The sequence below is a fragment of the Pedobacter sp. 10L46_2 genome (assembly GCF_056395165.1).
In genome coordinates this window covers 1-2,997 of sequence record NZ_JBFTIZ010000411.1, presented here as the reverse complement: position 1 = coordinate 2,997, position 2,997 = coordinate 1, and the positions used below count along the sequence as shown (strand labels likewise).

Genomic DNA, 2,997 nt, shown 5'->3' with positions numbered 1-2,997 from the left:
GAGGTATATAGTCCATAGGTACCATATCCGCTATTTTCTCATAAGCCCAATAGCCTTCGTATAAAAAGGATCTCGAATCTTGAATACCCCCGTTCTCATAGAATCGAACTGGTCCGTTCATTAAATTGGCTACAGAGATTTCATAGCTTGGCAAATCCAATGGTCGGAAAATCCAAAATCCGGTTTTTGAATAAGCTAAGGATTCTTTTTCCTTTGTGTATATCACACAAAGCGCGTCAGTATAGTCAAGTAGCTTTAAATTCTGATTGTAATAATGAACCAGCGTGTCTGGAAGCACTTCTGTACGGTCAAGTTTATCAAGATATTTAGGCATATCTTGCTGCTTTTGCCAAAAATTAACTTGTGCCGTGTCTATTTTAGCCGCGGTTTTAAAGATACCAGTCTTTGGTGGAATGGTTCTCAGTTTGGCTAATTTCTCATTTATTACCTTATCTGGGTAACGGTTAGGATTAGGAACTTTAATCATTTTGTTAATGATGAAGCCTTCTTCTTTAGTTTTGTTTTGATAGAGGGATTTAAAAAAGTGTTGGGAAGAGCCATAATATGCAATTTCGCGATTTATGGTATATTTTTTTCTTCTTGCTGATGAAGCCCTTAGTTCCTCAAAAAATGGATGCCCCGAGTAATAAATTATGCGTGTTCTGGAGTTGTACTCAAAATTATCAAGCATATATTTTAAGCGATATCCTAAWGCTTTATTTTCAACTATTAAAAACTCATCTGTTTTTACCGTAAGTAAGCTTTTGCTGACATCATAATCTATATTAAGGACCTGAGGATTTAGTATTTTACACTGGGCAGCATTTGGCGATTTACCAATAAAGAACTCTTTAAACTGCTCAATATATTTGGCCCTGTTAGGATCTGCACGAATTACTACTTCATTTAACTGAACTGTATTCTCTTTAAGGGTTAGTTCTACCTCTACTGATTTATCGGAAATGACAACATTTTTGGAATAGGGCAGGTACCCTACCATTTGAACAAGGATATCGTAATTCCCTGGTTGCAGGTTGTTTATTTTAAAGCGGCCATTGTTATCGGCTGCCGTAGCTATTTTATAGCCACTAATGTAAACACCTGCACCAGGTAAAGTTTCTTTCTGATCTCTGACAACACCACTAATTGAATATGAATTTTGTGCATAAACAGTAATAGAAAAACATATTAGGGAAATGGCTAATGACAGTCGACGGATCATAATTATAAACTAACGGGTTATTCTTCTAATCCCATTTTCTGCATAACGATATCGCTAACGCCTGTTGATGAATACCCACCATCATGGAACAGGTTCTGCATGGTAACCATGCGGGTTAAGTCAGAGAAAAGAGTAATACAGTAATCTGCGCATGATTCAGCATCGGCATTGCCCAATGGAGCTATGGCATTTGCATAATCGTAGAAGTCGCCAAAGCCTTTAATTCCTGCTCCGGCAGTGGTTTTAGTTGGCGATTGAGAAACTGTATTGATGCGAACTTTCTTCTCCAGGCCGTAATGATAGCCAAAACTGCGGGCAATTGATTCAAGCATTGCTTTAATGTCTGCCATATCTGTATAGAACGGATAGGTTCGCTGAGCTGCCATATAGGTTAAAGCTACAACACTGCCACCTTCATTTATTGCATCAAGTTTTTTGGCTACAGCAAGCATTTTGTGAAATGAAAGTGCAGAAACATCTATGCCTTTTTGATAATAATCGTAGTTTAGCTCTGTGTAAGGAATTTTTTTACGAATGTTTACACTCATGCCAATTGAATGGAGCACAAAGTCTATTTTACCACCTAATATTTCTTGTGATTGGGTAAACAGATTTGTAAGTTCATCTACATTGGTCGCATCAGCAGGAACGATCTGAGAACCTGTTTTTTCTGCCAAAGCATTAATCTCACCCATTCTCATGGCAATAGGAGCATTGGTTAAAACAAATTCAGCACCTTCTTCATGTGCTTTTTCCGCAACTTTCCATGCTATTGAATTTTGATCTAATGCTCCTGTAATGACACCACGTTTACCTTTTAGTAAGTTATACATATCTTTTTATTTTGGTTCTTCTTATGATTTATCGAAAGTAATAAAAATCTAAAAGATATGTGTGGCGGTTATTGTTAAAGATTAGTTAAAACCAAGCAGCTCCTGAGCATTTTTTAGGGCCGATGCACCAGGGTCTTTACCACTAAGCATTTCAGCAATTGCCCTTATTCTATCTTCAGGCTTTAATTTTCTAATCCCTGTTGTGGTACGCTCAGTCTCTTCATTTTTATAAACAAAATAATGAGCATCACCTTTTGCTGCAATTTGAGGTAGGTGAGTAATGCATATTACCTGCATATTCTGTTCCAGATCTCCAATTACATTACCTACCCGAACGGCTGTCTCTCCTGAAATACCTGTATCGATTTCGTCAAATATTAAGGTAGGTAGTGAGGTGTGCTTGGCCATGATGGACTTAATAGCCAGCATCAGTCTGGACAGCTCTCCTCCGGAGGCAACTTTACCCACAGGAGCAGGCGCCTGCCCGCTATTGGCAGAGAATAGTAAGGTGATATTGTCTTTTCCGTCCTTATTCAATTCAGGAAGTACATTCTGTTCAATTTTAATTTTAGCATTGGGCATGCCAACCTGACTAAGCACCTTAGCTACCTGATCTTCTGTATTGGTTATAGATTTGCTTCTGTTTGCCGATAGTTCGGTCGCTTTGCGTTCCAGATCTTCCTTCATCAAGGCTATTTCTTTTGTAAGTCGTTCAATCTCTTCATCTCCGCTTAATAGCTCACTTAGATTTTGGGATAATTGCGCTTCAATAGCCTGCAATTCTTCAATAGTATTTACCCTGTGTTTTTGCTGGAGATTATAAATGATGTCTAACCGTGCGTTAATTTCCTCAATTCTGGAAGGGTTAAAAATAATTCCTTCTTCAAATGCTACAGTTTCCTGAGCAATGTCTTTAATTTCTATAAGTGAAGACCTTAGGCG

At 38.1% G+C, this 2,997-nt stretch carries 3 protein-coding genes; all 3 read right to left on the bottom strand.

All coding sequences use genetic code 11. The features are described from left to right. On the bottom strand, window positions 1-1,222 hold a 1,222-nt coding region (locus AC1DDX_RS25955), incomplete at its 3' end, for a carboxypeptidase-like regulatory domain-containing protein (protein ID WP_477622873.1). Between the two features lie 17 nt (window positions 1,223-1,239). Continuing rightward, window positions 1,240-2,055 carry an enoyl-ACP reductase FabI gene (locus tag AC1DDX_RS25950; RefSeq protein ID WP_288882589.1) on the bottom strand — a complete coding sequence of 272 codons (816 nt, stop codon included), beginning with the start codon at window positions 2,053-2,055 and terminating at the stop codon, window positions 1,240-1,242. Between the two features lie 81 nt (window positions 2,056-2,136). Continuing rightward, window positions 2,137-2,997 (bottom strand): DNA repair protein RecN (locus tag AC1DDX_RS25945; protein WP_477622872.1); only part of this gene is annotated, 861 nt, incomplete at its 5' end.